This window comes from Pseudomonas sp. C9D1 (genome assembly GCF_056491235.1).
Map to the genome: position 1 here is coordinate 362903 of NZ_JBSZIE010000003.1, position 16580 is coordinate 379482.

Sequence of the window (16580 nt, forward strand, 5' to 3'; positions counted from 1 at the left end):
GCCGCGCAGGCTCACTTCCACCAGTACTCGATCTGCACGCCGACGTTGGAGCCGTGCAGGTCGGTGCCGTAGGCGCCGGTGTCGGAGAGCGCCGAGCCGGCCGCCAGCAGGCTGGCCGAACGCTGCGCCGCTTCGTTCCAGCTGGCGTAGGTGTAGTAGAGGCGAATTTCCGGGCGCTCCCAGAAGCCCGGGCCGGCGGGCGACCAGGTGGGGGCGATGGTGAACTTGGTCAGTTTGCGGGTGCCGCCAGGGGCTTCCACCTGGTCGCGACCCAGCTCGGTGACCAGCTTGAACTGCTCGGTGATGGCGTAGACCGGGCGCACGCCGACCGACAGCCAGTTCTGGTCGGCGCCGTCGGGGCGCTTGTCCTTCTGGTAGACGACCTCGAACTGGCCACCGAAGCGCGGGGTGATCTGCCAGTCGAAGAACTCCACGGCGCGCCAGCTGGAGGCGCTGTTGTCCAGGGTCGGGTCACCGGTGTAGCCGAGGCCGGTGCCCGGGCCGCGGCCGTACTGCAGGGCGAAGGTGTTGGCGCCGCCGGCGAAGGGCTTCTGCTTGTGCTGCGCGGTCACCGCCCAGCCACTGTGGGAGTCGGTGCTGTCGGGCTTGTCGATGTAGCTGAAGCCCACTTCCATCTCGCCGCCGGGGTTGGTCTGGAAGCCGCCGACGTTGAAGTCGTGGCGGTTGATGTAGGGCTTCTGGTCGTAGTTGTCCTTGCGCGAGAAGACGTAGCTGTACTTCAGGTCGCCGATGGCCACTTCGTCGAAGCCGAAGCCGGTGGCGCTCTGGTTCCAGTAGTAGAAGTCGGAGATGTGGATGTCGTTACGCTTGTAGAAACGACGCCCCGCCCAGAAAGAGCCGCCATTGAGGGCGGGCATGTTGCTCCACTCGGCGTACATCTGGTTCATCCGCGCGAAGCCGTAGTCGCCGGTGAACTTGGGCGTATGGCCGTACTGGTTGTACAGCTGGGCCATGCCTTCGAGGCTGATCACCGAACCGTCGTCGAGCTTGAACACGTCCTGGCGCAGGTCCAGCTCGATGTACTGCTCGCATTCGTTGCCGAGGCGGTACTTGGACTGCGCCCCCGGCAGCTGGAAGCACGACTGGGTGCCGCCGTCGGTGGAGCTGCCGGCGCCACTGCGCATGTAGCCGGTGAATTCCAGTGCATTGGCCGCTCCGGGCAGCGCCAGCATGGCGCAGGGCAGCATCCACCAACTCTTCTTCACGTTCATATCCACTCCAGTTTTTATTGTTGTATTGCCTTGGATATCAGGGCCGTCCCTGGGCTCGGATGGCAGCCGGGGCGGCCTTCCTTTCAACGCCCCTTGAACTGCGCGACATTGCCCGCGCGCTCAACGGTTCGTGACTTTCCCAGCCCACCCAGCCGTTCACCGCTCTGCGCGTCGAAGAGCAATACCTTGCTGGGATCGAAATACAGCGAGAGGGTTTCACCTATCTGCGGCGCGGCGTCCGGCGCCAGGCGGCAGCAGACCTTGGTCTGGTTGAGGCTGGTGAACACCAGGGTGTCGGGGCCGGTGGGTTCGGTGACTTCGATTTCGGCGCGGATGCTCGGCAGGCTGGCGTCGGCCGGCGCACTGGCGAGGATCTGCTCGGGGCGCACGCCGAGGATCACCTCGCGCCCTTCAATGCCCTCCCCCAGCTCGCCCAGGGGCAGCTCGCAGCGGGCCTGGCCGCTGTCCAGCAGGGCCCACAGCTGGCCGTCGCGGCGCTGCAGGCGCAGGGGGATGAAGTTCATCGGCGGCGAGCCCATGAAGCCGGCGACGAAGAGGTTGGCCGGGTCGTTGTAGATCTGCTGCGGGGTGCCGAACTGCTGGATGACGCCGTCCTTCATCACCGCCACCTTGTCGCCCAGGGTCATGGCTTCGATCTGGTCGTGGGTGACGTAGACGGTGGTGGTCTTGAGGCGCTGGTGCATGAGCTTGATTTCGGTGCGCATCTCCACCCGCAGCTTGGCGTCGAGGTTGGAGAGCGGCTCGTCGAACAGGTAGATCTTCGGCCGCCGTGCCAGGGCCCGGCCCATGGCCACGCGCTGCTGCTGGCCGCCGGAGAGCTGGCCGGGCTTGCGCTCGAGCAGGTGCTCGATCTGCAGCAGCTTGGCCACGCGGCTGACTTCGGCCTCGATCTCGGCGGCAGGCAGCTTGCGGATCTTCAGGCCGAAGGCGATGTTCTGGCGCACGCTCATGGTCGGGTACAGGGCGTAGGACTGGAACACCATGGCGATGTCCCGGTCCTTGGGGCTCATGCCGCTGATGTCGGCACCGTCCACGAGTATGGCGCCACCGGTGATGTCCTCCAGCCCGGCGATGCAGTTCATCAGGGTGGATTTGCCGCAGCCCGAGGGGCCGACGAGGATCAGGAATTCGCCCGAGTCGATGGACAGTTCGATATCCCTGAGGGTGTCGGCCAGGCCGCTGCCATAGCGTTTGTTGACGTTGCGCAGTTCGAGGGTTGCCATATCAATCTCCACAAATAAGTAGCGTCGCGGGCACGCGCAGCGGCGTTCAGCCCTTGACCGCGCCAGCCGTCAACCCCCGGAGGAAGTACTTGCCGGCTAACACGTAGACGAGCAGGGTCGGCAGGCCCGCGATCATCGCGGCGGCCATGTCGACGTTGTATTCCTTGGCCCCGGTGCTGGTGTTGACCAGGTTGTTGAGGGCCACGGTGATGGGCTGGCTGTCGCCGCTGGCGAACACCACGCCAAAGAGGAAGTCGTTCCATATCTGGGTGAACTGCCAGATCAGGCAGACCATGACGGTGGGCACCGACATGGGCAGCAGGATGCGCCCGAAGATGGTGAAGAACCCCGCGCCGTCGAGCCGCGCCGCACGCACCAGGGCGTCGGGGATGCTGACGTAGAAGTTGCGGAAGAACAGCGTGGTGAAGGCCAGGCCGTAGACCACGTGCACCAGCACCAGGCCGGCGGTGGTGTTGGCCAGGCCGAACTGGCCGAGGGTGAAGGACGCCGGCAGCAGCACCACCTGGAACGGCAGGAAGCAGCCGAACAAAAGCGCGCCGAAGAACAGCTGCGAGCCACGGAAGCGCCACATGGACAGCACGTAGCCGTTGAGCGCACCGAGCAGCGTGGAGATCAGCACCGCCGGCACGGTGATCATCACCGAGTTCCAGAAGTAGCCGCCGACCTGGGTCCAGGCCTTGGCCCAGCCGATCAGGGTGAACACGTCCGGCAGCGACAGCAGGTTGCCGGTGCGGATGTCGTCGGGGGTCTTGAAGCTGGTCAGCAGCATCACCACCAGCGGCACCAGGTAGAGGGCGCAGGCGAAGATCAGGGTCGCGTGGATGGCCAGGCGGCTGAGGCTGAACGGGGGTTTTCCGGCCAGGCTAGTCATGGCGCTTGTTCCTCAGTTCGGAATACAGGTAGGGCACGATGATCGCCAGCACGGCGCCGAGCATGAGCATGGCGCTGGCCGCGCCGAGGCCCATCTGCCCACGGGTGAAGGTGCTGGCGTACATGAACATCGCCGGCAGGTCGGAGGAGTAGCCGGGGCCGCCGGCGGTCATCGCCGCCACCAGGTCGAAGCTCTTGATGGCGATGTGGGCGAGGATCATCAGCGCGCTGAAGAACACCGGGCGCAGGCTCGGCAGGACGATGCGCAGGTAGATGGTGGGCAGGCTGGCGCCGTCCACCTGGGCGGCGCGGACGATGGACTGGTCGACACCGCGCAGGCCGGCGAGGAACAGCGCCATGACGAAGCCGGAGGACTGCCACACGGCGGCGATCACCAGGCAGTAGACGACGCGGTCCGGGTCCACCAGCCAGTCGAGGCGGAAGCCTTCCCAGCCCCAGTCGCGCAGCAGCTTGTCCAGCCCCAGGCCGGGGTTGAGCAGCCACTTCCAGGCGGTGCCGGTGACGATCATCGACAGCGCCATGGGGTACAGGTAGACGGTGCGGATGAAGCCTTCGCGGCGGATGCGCTGATCCAGCAGCACGGCGAGGAATACGCCGATCACCAGGCTGATGGTGATGAACAGCCCGCCATAGACCAGCAGGTTGTGGCTGGCGACCCACCAGCGGTCGTTGTCCCACAGGCGCTCGTACTGCTGCAGGCCCACCCACTTGTAGCTGGGCATGAAGCGCGAGTTGGTGAACGACAGCAGAAAGGTCCAGAGGATGTAGCCGTAGAAGCCGACCAGCACGATGAGCATGCTCGGCGCCAGCACCAGCTTGGGAAGCCAGCGTTGCAGCGCATCCAGCGGCGATGCCTTGGTGAAGACTGCGGTTGAGCTCATGGGGCACTCCGTATGACAGGTGACGCGAACAGCCCGCTCTCCCGGAGGGAGCAGAGAGAAATCGAGGCAGCAGGAACCCATGGCGCCTGCCGGCACCTGGAAAATCGTCGGTAAGGGAGGGGCCGCTTACGCGGCCCCGGGGATCACTGCACGGCCTGGATGGCAGCAGCCAACTGCTGGGCGGCTTTCTTCGGGTCCGCCGAGGGCGAGTTGAAGAAGTTGGTGACCACATCGAACACGGCGCCCTGGACGTAGCCCGAGGAGGCCATCAGGTGCGCCATGCTCGGCTGCAGCCCGCCGTTGCCGACGGCTTCCTTGAAGTCCTTCATGGAGGCCTGGGCGCAGCTGTCGAAGCCGCTCATGTCGACGTCCTGGCGCACCGGGATGGAGCCCTTGTTCTGACTGAACAGGGTCTGGAACTCGGTGCCCATGACGATGCGCGCCAGGTCTTCCTGGGCACTGCGGTTGGCTTCGTCCTTGAGCTTGAACATCGTCAGCGAGTCGATGTTGTAGTCGAAGCTGCCCTGGGTGCCGGGGAACGGCACGCAGAGGTAGTCCTTGCCCGCCACCTTGCCGGCGGCAGTCCATTCGCCCTTGGCCCAGTCGCCCATGATCTGCATGCCGGCCTTGCCGTTGATGACCAGCGCGGCGGCGGAGTTCCAGTCGCGGCCGGCGGCGTTGGCGTCGATGTAGCCGTGGAGCTTCTGCAGGGTGGCGAACACCTTGACCATCTTGTCGCCGGAGAGGGTCGCCGAATCCAGCTCGACGAAGGCCTTGTGGTAGTCCTGCGGGCCGAGAATGCTCAGGGCGATGTTTTCGAAGGTGGTGCCGTCCTGCCAGGGCTGGCCACCGTGGGCGACGGGGATGAAGCCGGCGGCCTTGAGCTTGTCGGCGGCGACGAAGAATTCATCGAGGGTGGTGGGCGGCGTGGCGCCGGCCTTCTTGAACACCTCGGGGTTGATCCACAGCCAGTTGACCCGGTGCACGTTGACCGGCACGGCCACGTAGTGGTCGTCGTATTTCATGATGCCGGCGACCTGCTTGGGCAGCAGTTGGTCCCACTTGCCCTCCTCGGCCACGTTGTCCATCTCGGTGAGCAGGCCGAGTTCGCCCCACTCCTGGATGTCCGGCCCCTTGATCTGCGCGGCGGACGGCGGGTTGCCGGATACGGCGCGGGTCTTGAGCACGGTCATGGCCGCCTCGCCACCACCGCCGGCGACGGCGAAGTCTTTCCAGGTATGGCCTTTCTTCTCGACCAGTTCCTTGAGGGTATCGGCGGCGCGTTTTTCGCCACCGGAGGTCCACCAGTGCAGAACCTCCACTTCACCGGCTAGGGCGGAAAGGGGGAAGAGCGAAGCGAGGGATACGACAACGGCCAGGCGAGAGAACGCATTCATGAGGGGATCACCTTTTTGTTTTTATGGCTGTGCAAGTCGGTGCTTGCGCATGCCAGGAGTCTAAACAGGATGGTCGGAACGCCGGGTAACAAAGGGATGCCCGAAGGTCACAGCTCGGTTACACAGAACGGAAACTGCCTCGGTTGGTTCAACCCATCGCCGACACCACCCGGGGCGGGTTCGGCGCCTTGCGGTGCAGGCGGCGGAAGTCCCTCGGGGTGCTGGCCTTGAGCGCGAGGAACTGGCGGTTGAACAGCGAGAGGTTGGCATAGCCCACCTGCTCGGCGATGCGTACCACGGCCAGGTCGGTAGCGATCAGCAGCGAACAGGCGCGACCGATGCGCAACCGCGTGACGTATTGCACGGCGGTCATCCGCGTGTGGCGGCGAAACATCCGATGGAAAGCCGAGACGCTGACGCAGGCGAGTTCGGCCAACTCGGGGATGGAAAGCGGCTCGGCAAAGCCCTGGTGCAGCCGGTCCAGCACCCGCTGGATGCGCGGGTCAGCCGTGGGCATGGCGGCAGGCGTGGCCGGTGCGTTGGCGAGGTGCAGCACATCCGGGTCGCGACAGAGTTGCAACAGGACGTCCAGCAACAGCATCAGGCGCCGGCCCGGCTCCGCCCCCGGCATCGCTTCGATCAGCGGGCGCACGCCGGCGCGGGTCGCCGCACCGAAACTCAACCCCTGCTCCGCACCCGCCAGCAGCACGCCGATGTCGCGCAGCTCGGGGAACATGGCCAGCAGGCCATTGGCCCAGTCACGGTGGAACCAGATGACCAGCGCCACATGGGGCGACCCGGCGTCGATCCGCTCGCGGGAGCACCAGCTGTGGGGCAACCCGGGGCCGACCAGCACCAGGTCGCCATCGTCGTAGGGCTCGATGTCGTCACCGATGTAGCGATGGCCACGGCTGTTGAGGGTGAGGGTCAGCTCGTACTCCGGGTGGTGGTGCCACTCGAAGGGGATGCCCTCCTCCAGGCGCCGGTTCAGCAGTGCCCAGGAGGCCCCGTCGTCGGGAGTGATGGTTTCGAGGAATGCGCGCATGCCGGCACGATAGCGCAACCGGTGAACGCACTCACGCCATAAAAGTATCGGTTTCTACCTCTAACCGCGGCATCGGCGCCGCGCCCCGCTGGATAGCCTGCGAAGCGTTCCCATAACAACAACGCAGGAGAACGACATGGCGACCCTCTACACCGACGGGCACGGCAACCACCCTGGCGCGGGGAGCTCGACCACCCCGCTGCAAGCCATCGACAAGCGCCGCCCGCTGCGGGTGCTGAGCGAGGCCGACTGGCAGCACTGGACCCGCAAGGGCTACGTGATCGTGCGCAACGCGGTCAGTGCCGCCGAGGCCGACGCAGTGGTGGCCATGCTCTGGCGCTTCCAGGAGATGGACCCGCACGACCCGAGCACCTGGTATCGCCCGCAACTGCGCGAACACCGCATGACCGAGCTCAACAACACCGGGATGGTGGAGGTCTACAACCACCAGAGCCTGTGGGACACCCGACAGAACCGGCGCATCTACGATGCCTTCGTCGACATCTGGGACCGCGAGGACCTCTGGGTGGCCATCGACCGCGCCAACCTCAACCCGCCGAACAAGGCAGCCCGCGCGGCCGGGAAGAAGGACGGCTTCATCCACTTCGACGTCGATGTGTCGCAACGGCCGCTGCCCATCGCCGCTCAAGGCGTGCTGTCCCTGGCGCCGCAGGACGACGAGGTCGGTGGCTTCCAGTGCGTGCCCGGCATCTTCGAAGCGATCGAGCAGTGGTGGTCGCGCCAGCCCGAAGGCGCCAACCCCTTCAAGCCGGATATCGGCGCGCACGCCATCGAAAACATCCGCCTCGACAAGGGCGACCTGTTGATCTTCAACAGCCTGCTGGCCCACGGCGTGCGCCCCAACCGCTCGGAGGACCGCGTGCGCCTGGCGCAGTACATCTCGATGTTCCCGGCGGACTTCGACAACGAACCGCTGCGCCAGGCGCGCATCCATACCTGGGCGGAGCAGACCCACCCGCTGGGCGACCCCTTCCCCGGCGACCCAAGGGAGTACGAGCGCCGCCACTTCGCCCGTGCCGAGCTCAGCGAACACGGGCGCCGCCTGCTGGGGCTGGAGCCCTGGCCCTGATACGCAGTGGCGAGCGGGGCTCAGTCGGCGACGCGGGGCAGCTCCAGGGTCACCCGCAGCCCGCCTTCACGCAGGTTGCGCAGGCTGACCTCGCCGCCATGGCTATGGGCGATGTTGCGGGCGATGCCCAGGCCCAGCCCGTAGCCCTGCTGCTGGCCGGAGAGACGGAAGTGCGGCTCGAAGACCTGCTCCAGGCGCTGCTCGGGCACGCCGGGGCCTTCGTCATCCACGTGCAGCACGAAGGCGTCGCGGCCGTCCTCGATGTGCAGGTGGGCGCGCTGGCCGTACTTGAGGGCGTTGTCCACCAGGTTGCCGATGCAGCGCCGCAACGCCAGGGGCTTGCCCGGGAAAGGCCGGCGCGCGGTGCCTTCCAGGGTGACGCGGCCATTGCCCAGGTAGGGGTCCACCAGGCAGTGCAGCAGGTGGTTGAGGTCCACCGGCTCGATGTTCTCGTGGATGTCGGTGTCCTTCACGCATTGCAGCGCGCCCTTGACCAGCAGCTCCAGGTCGTCGAGGTCGCGGCCGAACTTGGCTTGCAGGGCTTCGTCCTCCAGCAGTTCGACACGCAGGCGCAGGCGGGTGATGGGGGTGCGCAGGTCGTGGGAGATGGCGCTGAACAGCTGGCTGCGCTCGCTGAGGTAGCGGCTGATGCGCTCGCGCATGCTGTTGAAGGCGCGGCTCACCTCCACCACCTCGCTGCCGCCCGCCTCCGCCAGCGGCTCCACGGTGGCGCCCAGGGACATGTCCCGCGCCGCTGCCGCCAGGCGCTTGAGCGGCCGGCTCTGCCAGTGCACCAGCAGGCCGATGAACAGCAGCAGGAAGCTGCTGGTGAGGATGATGAACCACAGCTGCTGCGCCGGCAGGCCCTGGTCTTCGAGGCTGACGTAGGGCGCCGGCATCAGCGAGGCGAGGTAGAGCCATTCGTTGGGGGCGATCTGGATCTGCGTCACCAGCACCGGCGGGTTGAGCGGCTCCAGGCTCAGGGCGTAGTGGGCCCAGGAACGCGGCAACTCGTCGAGCTTGAGCTCGCCGTTGAAGATGCGCAGGTCGTCCGGGCTGACGAACTGCACCGAGAGGTCCACCTGCTTGCCCAGGCGCTCGCGCAGCACGTCGTCGACCACGTCGAGCACCGCGGCCTTGCGCGGCGTGGCGGGCAGCACCTGCATGTCCAGCGGCTTGTCGTTGAGAGAAACGAAGAAGCGCGTGCCGCCCATGCTGCGCAGCTGGTCCAGCACCAGCGGCCGGTAACCCAGGGGCAGCGAGCGGAAGTAGGCGACGCTGGCGGCCATGGAGTGGGCCAGGCTGCGCGCGCTGGTGAGCAGGCCTTCCATCTGGCTGGCGCGCAGCTGCGAGACCCAGATGACGCTGGACAGCGCCTGGGCCATGAGCACCACCAGCAGGGTGAGGAACAGCATGCGCCCGAGCAGCGAGCGCGGCATGGGGTTCCAGCGGCGTTTAGGCATGGGGCGAGACCTGGGCCGCCAGCAGGTAGCCCGAGCCGCGCACGGTGCGGATCAGCCGCGGCGCCTTGCCGGTGTCGCGCAGGCGCTGGCGCAGGCGGCTCACGGCCATGTCGACGATGCGCTCCAGGGGCATCACCTCGCGGCCCCGGGTGGCGTTGGCGATGGTGTCGCGGTCGAGGATCTGCTGCGGGCGGTCGAGGAACAGCTTGAGCAAGGCGAAGTCAGCGCCGGAGAGGATCACTTCCTCGCCGTCGATGTGGAACAGGCGGTGGCTGACCATGTCCAGCCGCCACTCGTCGAAGGCCAGCACCTGGGACTCGCCGGCACCGCGCTCCTGGGCGAAGCCGACACGACGCAGCAGCGCCTTGATGCGCGCCTGCAGCTCGCGGGGGCTGAAGGGCTTGCCGATGTAGTCGTCGGCGCCCAGTTCGAGGCCAATCACCCGGTCGGCCTCGTCGGAGCTGGCGGTGAGCATGATGATCGGCACCTGGGCCAGGCGCTGGTGCTGGCGCACCCAGCGGCACAGGCTGAAGCCGTCTTCGTCGGGCAGCATCACGTCGAGGATGACCAGGTCGGCGGCCACCTCGCCCATGGCCTGGCGGAAGGCGGCGCCGTCGCCCACGGTGCGCACCTGGAAGCCGGCGCGGCTCAGGTAGGTGTGCAGCAGGTCGCGGATTTCCTCGTCGTCATCGACCAGGAGGATGGTTTTACCGGCTTGGCTCACGTGGGCCTTCCTTTGTTGTTATGGGTCATGTCCATTTGGATGCAGGGCGTTGGCGTCGGGTGGATGACGCTCTTTTCATCCACCTGTCGGCGTCGGTGCATACCATCGGTGGACCGGTGAAGCGTGGTCCACCCTACATCAGGCGCCGTGCCGGGAACGTGCAATGCGTCCGCTTCCCGTGTTTGCGCCTCAGGGCTACAGCACTTGCTGCAAAGCTACGCCCGCGCCTTCCAGTCCCGGGTATTCGGCGGTGACCAGCCACACCGGTACGCCGCTGAAGTAGTCGCTCATGCAGCCCTTGCTGGCGAAGGCAGCGGCGAAGCCACTGGCCTTGAAGAACTCGGCGAAACGCGGCACCACGCCACCGACCACATAGACCCCGCCCCGGGCGCCGAGGGTCAGCACGTTGTTGCCGGCGACCCGTCCGAGCCAGACGCAGAACTGCTCCAGCACCGCCCTCGCCTCGCTGTCCTCGGCCAGGGCCGCCGAGGTGATGGCGGCCGGGCTGTCCAGGTGCGGCTCGATGCCGTCGAGGGCGCAGCTGGCGCGGTAGAGCTGCAACAGGCCACCGCCGCTGAGGATGCTCTCGGCGCTGACATGGCCCTGGCGCTCGTGCAGGTGGCGCCACAATTCGGCTTCGCGGGCGCTGCCGATGGGCAGGTCGACATGGCCACCCTCCCCTGGCAACGCCGCCCAGCGTCCTTCACCCAGAGGCAACAGGGTGCCGACACCAAGCCCGGTGCCGGCACCGATGACCACGGCCGGGCGCTCGGCATCGGCCTCGCCCGCGCAGATGGTCATGCGCTCGCCGGGCTGCAGGCGGGTCATGCCCAGGGCCATGGCGGAGAAGTCGTTGATCAGCAGCAGCCGCTCGACTTTCAGCGTTGCGCAGAAGCTGCGGCGATTGAGGCGCCAGTGGTTGTTGGTGAAGCGGAAATCCTCGCCCCCCACCGGCCCGGCGCAGGCCAGGCAGACGGCGGCGATGGCACCCGGCGCCAGGCCGAGGCCCGCCAGGTAGTGTTCGATGGCCAGTTCCGGGGTGGCGAAATCCACCGTCGCCAGGACCTTGACCGACTCCAGCTGCTCGTCACGCCACAGGGCGAAACGCGCGTTGGTACCTCCGATATCGCCGACCAGCGCCAAGGTCACTTCAGGCTCTCCAGGCTGGATGTAAAGGCGCTCGCCCCCTGCTCCGCCGTGCTGAACGCGGCACGCATGAAGGCGAACATCTCGCGGCCACAGCCGATCTCGGCGTTGTGCTGGATCGGCGCGAGCTCGCGGGCGGCGAACGCGTCGGCATCCACCAGCACCCGAAGGGTTCCGGCCTGGCCATCGACACGGATGATGTCACCGTCGCGCACGCGCGCCAGTGGACCTCCGTCGTATGCCTCGGGGCACACATGAATGGCCGCCGGGATCTTGCCGGAAGCACCGGACATACGCCCGTCGGTGACCAGCGCCACCTTGAAGCCGCGGTCCTGCAATACACCAAGGAAGGGAGTCATCTTGTGCAGCTCGGGCATGCCGTTGCAGCGCGGGCCCTGGAAGCGCATCACCGCCACCATGTCGCGCTCCAGCTCACCCGCGGCGAAGGCATCGGCGAGGGCCTGCTGGTCATGGAAGACCCGCGCCGGCGCCTCCACCACCTGGTGCTGCGGCGCGACGGCGGACACCTTCATCACCCCGCGCCCGAGGTTGCCCTCCATCACCCGCAGCCCGCCTTCCGGCGAGAACGGATTGGAGACGGGGCGCAGGATGTTTTCGTCCAGGCTCGCCGCCGGACCGTCGCGCCAGGCGATGCGGCCGTTCTCGAGGAAGGGCTCCTGGGCGTAACGGCGCAGGCCGGGGCCGGCGACTGTGTTGACGTCTTCGTGCATCAACCCGGCGTCGAGCAGCTCGCGCACCAGGAAGGCGACGCCGCCCGCCGCGTGGAAGTGGTTGATGTCGGCCTTGCCGTTCGGATAGACGTGGGCCAGGGTCGGCACCACTTCGGAGAGGTCGGCCATGTCCTGCCAGGTGAGCTGGATGCCGGCGGCCTGGGCGATGGCGGGCATGTGCAGGGTGTGGTTGGTGGAGCCGCCGGTGGCGTGCAGGGCGACGATGGAGTTGACCAGTACGCGCTCGTCCATCAGCTCGCCGATGGGCATGAAGCCGCCGGCCTGCTGGGTCAGCCGGGTGACCTGGCGCGCAGCCTCTTCGGTGAGGGCGTCGCGCAGCGGCGTGCCGGGGTTGACGAAGGAGGCACCGGGCAGGTGCAGGCCCATCATCTCCATCAGCATCTGGTTGGTGTTGGCGGTGCCGTAGAAGGTGCAGGTGCCAGGGGCGTGGTACGCCGCCATCTCAGATTCCAGCAGCTCGTCACGGGTGGCCTTGCCTTCGGCGTAGCGCTGGCGGACGTCGGCCTTTTCCTTGTTCGACAGCCCCGAGGGCATGGGCCCGGCGGGGATGAACAGCGTGGGCAGGTGGCCGAAGCGCAGCGCGCCCATCATCAGGCCGGGGACGATCTTGTCGCAGATGCCGAGGAACACCGCCGCGTCGAACATGTTGTGCGACAGCGCCACGGCGGTGGACATGGCGATGACTTCGCGGCTGGCGATGCCCAGCTCCATGCCCGGCTCACCCTGGGTGACGCCGTCGCACATGGCCGGCACCCCGCCGGCGACCTGGCCCACGGAGCCGATCTCCCGCAGCGCCTGCTTGATGCGCTCGGGGTAGTGCTCGTAGGGCTGGTGAGCGGAGAGCATGTCGTTGTAGGCGGTCACGATGGCGACGTTGGCGGCGTCCATCAGGCGCAGGCGCTGCTTGTCCTCGCCACCGCAGCCGGCCACGCCGTGGGCGAAGTTGGCGCACTGCAGCTTGCCGCGCTGCGGGCCCTTGCTGGCGGCCTCGCGGATCATCGCCAGGTAGCGCTCGCGGGTGGGGCGGCTGCGGGCGATAAGGCGTTCGGTTACTTCGATAATGCGGGGATGCATATCAGCGGCTCCAGGCGATATCTTGTTTTAATCGCATCAAGATAACTCAGAATCACGGAATCACGCCATTTCATAAGCGCTATTTTGTTATTAGAACAACATTAAGCAGATTCGGCGTGCAGGTCCTGCTTTGGACCGGTGGCCGGGGCGAAGGTGCGCCCAACCAGGGCCCCGTCAAAGCATAGGTTGAACCCGACCCAGCCCCTTGTACTCCACCGCCATGACCAATACACCCGCGACGGGTTCACGGGCTGCACAGAGATCATGGCGAGGAGGCTTCGATGACAGAGCGCAAGCGCAACAACCTGAACGACCCGCAACAGACACCAACGGAAGTCGCCGATCACGAGGCACTGATAGAGGAAGCGCGCCGCGAACAGGGCCGCACCGGCCAGCGCAACGACAACCAGGGCCATACGGCGCGCCTGCGCCGCCCGTCACGCTGAGGGCGGCGCAAACCCGGTATCAGCGGGGGAAGAGGTCCTTGAAGAAGCTTTGCATGTCGGCCCAGGAGTTTTCATCGGCGACCTGGCTGTAGCCGATATCCGGGCCCTTCTCGCTGCCGTGGCCGGCGTGGCTGAGGCGATCCGCATCCGGGTTGGTGAAGCCGTGCTTGGCCTTGGCCTGGAGGACGAAGCGGTAGTCGGCCTCGGCCTTGTCCATCTCCTCCTTGAAGGCGGCGACGTCGGCCTTGGTGACCATGCTGTCCTGGCCGCCGTGCTCCACCAGCACCTTGGCCTTGACGCTGCCCTTGGTGGCCGGGGTGGCGGTGGCCAGGGCGCCGTGGAAGCTGACCACGCCGGCCAGGGGCACGCCTTGGCGCGCGGCGTCCAGCACCACCTTGCCGCCGAAGCAGTAGCCGATGGCGGCGAGCTTGGTGGCATCGGTCTGCGGCTGCTTTTTCAGCAGGTCGAGCCCGGCGAGGAAGCGCGCCTTGGCGGCGGGGGCGTCCTTCAGGGCGGCCTGCATGAAGGCCAGCGCGTCGGCCGGGTGCTCGGTGTTCTTGCCTTCGCCGTACATGTCGATGGCCAGGGCGCTGTAGCCCAGCTCGGCGAGGTCACGGGCGCGGCGCTTGGCGTAGTCGTTCAGGCCCCACCACTCGTGCACCACCACCACACCGGGGCGCTTGCCCTCGACGGCGTCGTCGTAGGCGTAGTAGCCCACCAGCGCCGTGCCGTCGGCGGCCTTGTAGGGGATCTCCTGGGTGCGGATTTCCGCCTGGGCGATACCCGCGCAGGCCAGCAAGGCGAAAATGAGCGGCAATCTGGGCATTTCTATCTCTCCCTGGGTGAAGCGAAGCGCTTGGAAAGCATGCAGTGTCGCGGTTTTCCCGGCATTCGCCAATCGCCGATAGGGTCGCACCCGCACAGCGCCCTCCTTATGGCAGGTGAAAGCGCAGCGGCGAGACTCCATACTCGCGCGCCCACTGGAGGATTCCGCATGCCCCGATACGCCCTGTTGCTCCTGCTTGCACTGGCCGGCTGCGCCCGCGACCCGGTTGGCCTGCCGCTGACCGCCGAGCGCGATGCCCCGCCACCGAAGCTGCAGTATCTGGGCGTGGGCGGTTATCTGATGCACTGGCGCGGCGAGGGGCTGCTGATCGCGCCGTCCTTCAGCAACCCGTCCTTCCTCGGCCTGCCGCCGCTGCGGGTGAAGGCCGACGAGGCGATTATCGATGCCCGCATGCCGCCCGCCGATGACGTCAGCATGCTGCTGATCGGCCATGCCCACTACGACCACCTGCTCGATGTGCCAAGGGTGATGCAGAAGCAGGCGCCGAACGCCATCGCCTACGGTTCGGCCACCGCCGGGCACATCCTCCGCGCGGTGCTGCCGGCGGAACGCATCGTCAACGCCGAGCCGGCCATGGCCAACGTCAAGGAAGCCGGGGAACCCGGGAAAGCCGCGCAACCGGGAACCTGGCTCTATTCCAGGGACCGACGCTTCCGCGCCATGCCGATCCAGAGCATGCACGCCCCGCATTTCGCCGGGATCACCTTTCTGCGCGGTAGCTACGACCAGGACCTGAAGGAACTGCCGACCGCCGTGTGGAACTGGAAGGAAGGCCAGACCCTGGCCTGGCTGGTGGACCTGCTGGATGAAGCCGGGAAGCCTGTGTACCGCATCCACTACCAGGACTCCGCCAGCACCCCGCCCTATGGCTTCCCGCCGATACTCGAAGACGGCAAGGCCATCGACGTGGAGATTCTTTGCGTCGGCTCCTGGAACCAGGTGCAGCATTACCCCGACGCCCTGCTCAAGGTCAGCCGCCCGCGCCTGGTGGTGCTCGGCCATTGGGAGGACTTCTTCGGCAACGACCCGCAGCGGCCGCAGACCATCCGCCTGCTGGACGAACAGGGCATGGTCGAGCGCACCCGCGCCGCGCTACCTGAAGGCACGCCCGTGGTGATGCCGGTACCGTTCTCGGAAGTCGCCCTGCCGGCGACGCCCTGAGGCTCCGGGGCACGGCGGTGATATCGTGCGCAGCCACCACCGCCTGCCGGACTCTGCCGATGCGCCCTCTTCCCTTTCGTTCACTGCCCTGGAAACGCCACGCGCTGCTCCTGCTGACGCTGCTGGCCTGCACCACCAGCCAGGCGGGCGAGCTGTCGCTTGGCGAGGCGCGGGCGCAGCCGTCCGACTGGGATGCCACCGCTGCGGTGGTTTCCCTGGCTATCACCGATACCGGCGCCCAGGGCGATCGACTGGTGGGCGCCAGCACGCCCCGTGCCTGGCGGGTGGATTTGCAGACGACGGTGCGCATCGGCGAGGCGCGCCGGGTGATGACCCTGGTGTCCTTCGGCGTGCCGCCCGGTGGCGTGCTGAAGCTGGCGCCGACGGGCAGCCACCTGACCCTGGTAGGCCTCAAGGGCGCATTGAAGGATGGCGAGCGCTTTCCGCTGACGTTGCGCTTCGCCCGGGGTGGCGAGATGACGATCGAGGTACGGGCCGAGCGGCCCGCGACGACTCAATCCAGATAGCGACCGGGCGCGAGGTCAGTCGCGGTCCAGCAGGTGGAAGCGCGGCAGCGAGAGCCCCCAGCGGATCGCCGCCAGGCGCGTGCCGAGCACCACCAGCATGGCGACACCGGTGTCCAGCCAACGGGGCAGCCCGAGGTGCAGCATGCCGATGAACACCAGGGAGCCGGCGACACAGGCGATGGCATAGATCTCCTTCTGGAAGATCAGCGGGATCTCGTTGCAGATGACGTCACGCATCACGCCGCCGGCAACGCCGGTGATCACCCCCATGATGATGGCGGTGCTGAACGGCACCTGGTGCTGCAGGGCCACCTCGGTGCCGTAGACGGTGAACACCGCCAGGCCGAAGGCGTCCGCCACCAGCAGGCCGGTTTCGTTGATCGGCCGGGTCAGCCGCACCCAGAGCACGGTGCCCACGGCGGCCAGGGAGGCGACGAGGATGTAGGTGTCGTCGCGTATCCAGCTCACCGGGTGGTTGCCGAGGATGACGTCCCGCAGGGTGCCACCGCCCAGCGCGGTGATGATGGCGATCACCAGCACGCCGAACAGGTCCATGGACTTGCGCCCGGCCATCAGCGCGCCGGTGATGGCGAAGACGGCAACGCCGAACAGGTCTGCCAGGTAGAAGAGCTGGGCCAT

At 67.1% G+C, this 16580-nt stretch carries 16 protein-coding genes; 4 read left to right on the forward strand and 12 right to left on the reverse strand.

The window, feature by feature from the left end; translation table 11 throughout:
- Positions 1-11: 11 nt before the first annotated feature.
- The 6 genes from ACXI0U_RS29125 to ACXI0U_RS29150 form a co-directional block, all read right to left on the reverse strand.
- A complete protein-coding gene (locus ACXI0U_RS29125; protein ID WP_423728179.1) occupies positions 12-1232 on the reverse strand; it encodes a maltoporin in 1221 nt (406 codons plus the stop codon).
- Positions 1233-1315: 83 nt separating this feature from the next.
- Entirely contained in the window at positions 1316-2476 is a 1161-nt protein-coding gene (locus ACXI0U_RS29130; RefSeq protein ID WP_021222509.1) for an ABC transporter ATP-binding protein, read from the reverse strand.
- A 46-nt stretch (positions 2477-2522) separates the two neighbouring features.
- Entirely contained in the window at positions 2523-3368 is an 846-nt protein-coding gene (locus tag ACXI0U_RS29135; RefSeq protein ID WP_479551228.1) for a carbohydrate ABC transporter permease, read from the reverse strand.
- Entirely contained in the window at positions 3361-4269 is a 909-nt protein-coding gene (locus ACXI0U_RS29140) for a carbohydrate ABC transporter permease (RefSeq protein ID WP_021222507.1), read from the reverse strand. Before ACXI0U_RS29140 ends, ACXI0U_RS29135 begins: the two co-directional genes overlap by 8 nt.
- A 143-nt stretch (positions 4270-4412) precedes the next feature.
- Complete coding sequence (locus tag ACXI0U_RS29145) at positions 4413-5666, reverse strand: ABC transporter substrate-binding protein (RefSeq protein WP_021222506.1); 1254 nt, start codon at positions 5664-5666, stop codon at positions 4413-4415.
- A gap of 148 nt (positions 5667-5814) precedes the next feature.
- Positions 5815-6711, reverse strand: coding sequence for a helix-turn-helix domain-containing protein (locus ACXI0U_RS29150; protein WP_316927045.1), 897 nt, complete (start codon positions 6709-6711; stop codon positions 5815-5817).
- Between the two features lie 136 nt (positions 6712-6847).
- Between ACXI0U_RS29150 and ACXI0U_RS29155 the strand changes: the two genes are divergently transcribed.
- Entirely contained in the window at positions 6848-7801 is a 954-nt protein-coding gene (locus ACXI0U_RS29155) for a phytanoyl-CoA dioxygenase family protein (protein WP_479551229.1), read from the forward strand.
- 20 nt (positions 7802-7821) lie between these two features.
- Here the strand turns inward: ACXI0U_RS29155 and ACXI0U_RS29160 are convergent, their stop codons facing one another.
- The 4 genes from ACXI0U_RS29160 to edd all read right to left on the reverse strand — a co-directional run bounded on the left by ACXI0U_RS29160 (position 7822) and on the right by edd (position 12960).
- Positions 7822-9240 carry an ATP-binding protein gene (locus tag ACXI0U_RS29160; RefSeq protein WP_021222503.1) on the reverse strand — a complete coding sequence of 473 codons (1419 nt, stop codon included), beginning with the start codon at positions 9238-9240 and terminating at the stop codon, positions 7822-7824.
- 16 nt (positions 9241-9256) lie between these two features.
- The gene (locus ACXI0U_RS29165; RefSeq protein WP_479551230.1) at positions 9257-9988 is read right to left on the reverse strand and encodes a response regulator; all 732 of its coding nucleotides are present in this window, start codon (positions 9986-9988) and stop codon (positions 9257-9259) included.
- A 195-nt stretch (positions 9989-10183) separates the two neighbouring features.
- Positions 10184-11137 carry a glucokinase gene (locus tag ACXI0U_RS29170; RefSeq protein ID WP_479551231.1) on the reverse strand — a complete coding sequence of 318 codons (954 nt, stop codon included), beginning with the start codon at positions 11135-11137 and terminating at the stop codon, positions 10184-10186.
- Positions 11134-12960 carry a phosphogluconate dehydratase gene (edd, locus tag ACXI0U_RS29175; protein WP_479551232.1) on the reverse strand — a complete coding sequence of 609 codons (1827 nt, stop codon included), beginning with the start codon at positions 12958-12960 and terminating at the stop codon, positions 11134-11136. Before edd ends, ACXI0U_RS29170 begins: the two co-directional genes overlap by 4 nt.
- A 281-nt stretch (positions 12961-13241) precedes the next feature.
- Here edd and ACXI0U_RS29180 point away from each other — a divergent pair, with 281 nt between their 5' ends.
- A complete protein-coding gene (locus tag ACXI0U_RS29180; protein WP_479551233.1) occupies positions 13242-13406 on the forward strand; it encodes a hypothetical protein in 165 nt (54 codons plus the stop codon).
- 19 nt (positions 13407-13425) lie between these two features.
- On the opposite strand, the gene ACXI0U_RS29185 is transcribed toward ACXI0U_RS29180, so the two are convergent.
- Complete coding sequence (locus tag ACXI0U_RS29185; protein WP_184490242.1) at positions 13426-14232, reverse strand: dienelactone hydrolase family protein; 807 nt, start codon at positions 14230-14232, stop codon at positions 13426-13428.
- A 168-nt stretch (positions 14233-14400) separates the two neighbouring features.
- On the opposite strand from ACXI0U_RS29185, the gene ACXI0U_RS29190 reads away from it, so the two are divergent.
- Together ACXI0U_RS29190 and ACXI0U_RS29195 are read left to right on the forward strand one after the other, a co-directional pair.
- Complete coding sequence (locus ACXI0U_RS29190; RefSeq protein WP_479551234.1) at positions 14401-15414, forward strand: MBL fold metallo-hydrolase; 1014 nt, start codon at positions 14401-14403, stop codon at positions 15412-15414.
- Positions 15415-15473: 59 nt separating this feature from the next.
- Positions 15474-15941: a copper chaperone PCu(A)C gene (locus tag ACXI0U_RS29195; RefSeq protein WP_184490244.1), complete on the forward strand. Its 468-nt coding sequence runs from the start codon at positions 15474-15476 to the stop codon at positions 15939-15941.
- Between the two features lie 15 nt (positions 15942-15956).
- Here the strand turns inward: ACXI0U_RS29195 and ACXI0U_RS29200 are convergent, their stop codons facing one another.
- On the reverse strand, positions 15957-16580 hold the full coding sequence (locus tag ACXI0U_RS29200; protein WP_021222495.1) for a trimeric intracellular cation channel family protein: 624 nt from the start codon (positions 16578-16580) through the stop codon (positions 15957-15959).

Excerpts from the sequence above, each read along its gene's own strand:
- ACXI0U_RS29190 (WP_479551234.1), top strand. The coding sequence starts at position 14,401 with ATGCCCCGATACGCCCTGTTGCTCCTGCTTGCACTGGCCGGCTGCGCC.
- ACXI0U_RS29125 (WP_423728179.1), bottom strand. The coding sequence starts at position 1,232 with ATGAACGTGAAGAAGAGTTGGTGGATGCTGCCCTGCGCCATGCTGGCG.
- ACXI0U_RS29180 (WP_479551233.1), top strand. The coding sequence starts at position 13,242 with ATGACAGAGCGCAAGCGCAACAACCTGAACGACCCGCAACAGACACCA.
- ACXI0U_RS29200 (WP_021222495.1), bottom strand. The coding sequence starts at position 16,580 with ATGGCCCAGCTCTTCTACCTGGCAGACCTGTTCGGCGTTGCCGTCTTC.
- ACXI0U_RS29130 (WP_021222509.1), bottom strand. The coding sequence starts at position 2,476 with ATGGCAACCCTCGAACTGCGCAACGTCAACAAACGCTATGGCAGCGGC.
- ACXI0U_RS29145 (WP_021222506.1), bottom strand. The coding sequence starts at position 5,666 with ATGAATGCGTTCTCTCGCCTGGCCGTTGTCGTATCCCTCGCTTCGCTC.
- ACXI0U_RS29150 (WP_316927045.1), bottom strand. The coding sequence starts at position 6,711 with ATGCGCGCATTCCTCGAAACCATCACTCCCGACGACGGGGCCTCCTGG.
- ACXI0U_RS29140 (WP_021222507.1), bottom strand. The coding sequence starts at position 4,269 with ATGAGCTCAACCGCAGTCTTCACCAAGGCATCGCCGCTGGATGCGCTG.
- ACXI0U_RS29160 (WP_021222503.1), bottom strand. The coding sequence starts at position 9,240 with ATGCCGCGCTCGCTGCTCGGGCGCATGCTGTTCCTCACCCTGCTGGTG.
- edd (WP_479551232.1), bottom strand. The coding sequence starts at position 12,960 with ATGCATCCCCGCATTATCGAAGTAACCGAACGCCTTATCGCCCGCAGC.
- ACXI0U_RS29135 (WP_479551228.1), bottom strand. The coding sequence starts at position 3,368 with ATGACTAGCCTGGCCGGAAAACCCCCGTTCAGCCTCAGCCGCCTGGCC.
- ACXI0U_RS29185 (WP_184490242.1), bottom strand. The coding sequence starts at position 14,232 with ATGCCCAGATTGCCGCTCATTTTCGCCTTGCTGGCCTGCGCGGGTATC.
- ACXI0U_RS29155 (WP_479551229.1), top strand. The coding sequence starts at position 6,848 with ATGGCGACCCTCTACACCGACGGGCACGGCAACCACCCTGGCGCGGGG.
- ACXI0U_RS29195 (WP_184490244.1), top strand. The coding sequence starts at position 15,474 with ATGCGCCCTCTTCCCTTTCGTTCACTGCCCTGGAAACGCCACGCGCTG.